This is a genomic window from Sulfitobacter sp. HI0027 (assembly GCF_001634775.1).
In the GTDB taxonomy this organism is placed as follows: domain Bacteria; phylum Pseudomonadota; class Alphaproteobacteria; order Rhodobacterales; family Rhodobacteraceae; genus Sulfitobacter.
The window spans coordinates 1-641 of the sequence record NZ_LWER01000228.1; the positions used below are offsets into that span (position 1 = coordinate 1).

2 protein-coding genes are annotated in these 641 nt (G+C 62.9%); both read left to right on the forward strand.

What is annotated here, in order from left to right:
- A partial coding sequence (locus tag A3722_RS24325) for a hypothetical protein (protein WP_161488219.1) occupies positions 1 to 476 on the forward strand: 476 nt, incomplete at its 5' end.
- 18 nt (positions 477 to 494) lie between these two features.
- A partial coding sequence (locus A3722_RS23425; RefSeq protein WP_201722035.1) for an SMP-30/gluconolactonase/LRE family protein occupies positions 495 to 641 on the forward strand: 147 nt, incomplete at its 3' end.

Here is a 641-nt window from a genome sequence, read left to right on the forward strand (position 1 = left end):
TTGAACACCGGGAGACCAAGCTGGCAGCGGCGGATCTGCTGCGCATCACGCCGGACACGCAGCTGGAGTTTCCCCTCGATGCCCCGGCGGAAGTGATTGGGATGACCTATAATGCCGCCCGGACCATCGGCAAGCTCAGCCCCCCCGCCGCGCCGGGGGAAACGCTTATGGAGGTTAAAGCCTCGGGGCTATTTTCCAAGCAACGCGGGCTTACGCTGGTCACATCGCCCATGACCCACCCCTTGTCTGTGCAGGGCGATATGGCGACACTGCACTATGATTTCGAGGGCGCGGTGACCGACACCCAGCCCTCTCCGGCGCTGGAACTCTCCGGTTTCGTACTGCGCAGCCTTGAGCAGAGCCTGCCGGTTCATTTTTGCACCCATGCCTCTGAGCCGGTCATCCTTGAAGACAGCGTAAGCGATACGGACCTGGCGGGTCTGGCAGAAGTGCTTGCCACATCCCCCGCCGCTTGAGCGATATCGGAGAGCCCCATGCACCATTCCCCTGTCACACGCTTACTGCCCGACCTCACCTTCGGTCTTGGGGAAGGGCCTGCATGGGATGACCGCGCTGGCCTGCTATACTGGGTCGACATCAAAGCCCCGGCGCTGCACCAACTGGACCCGCAGACCGGAGCG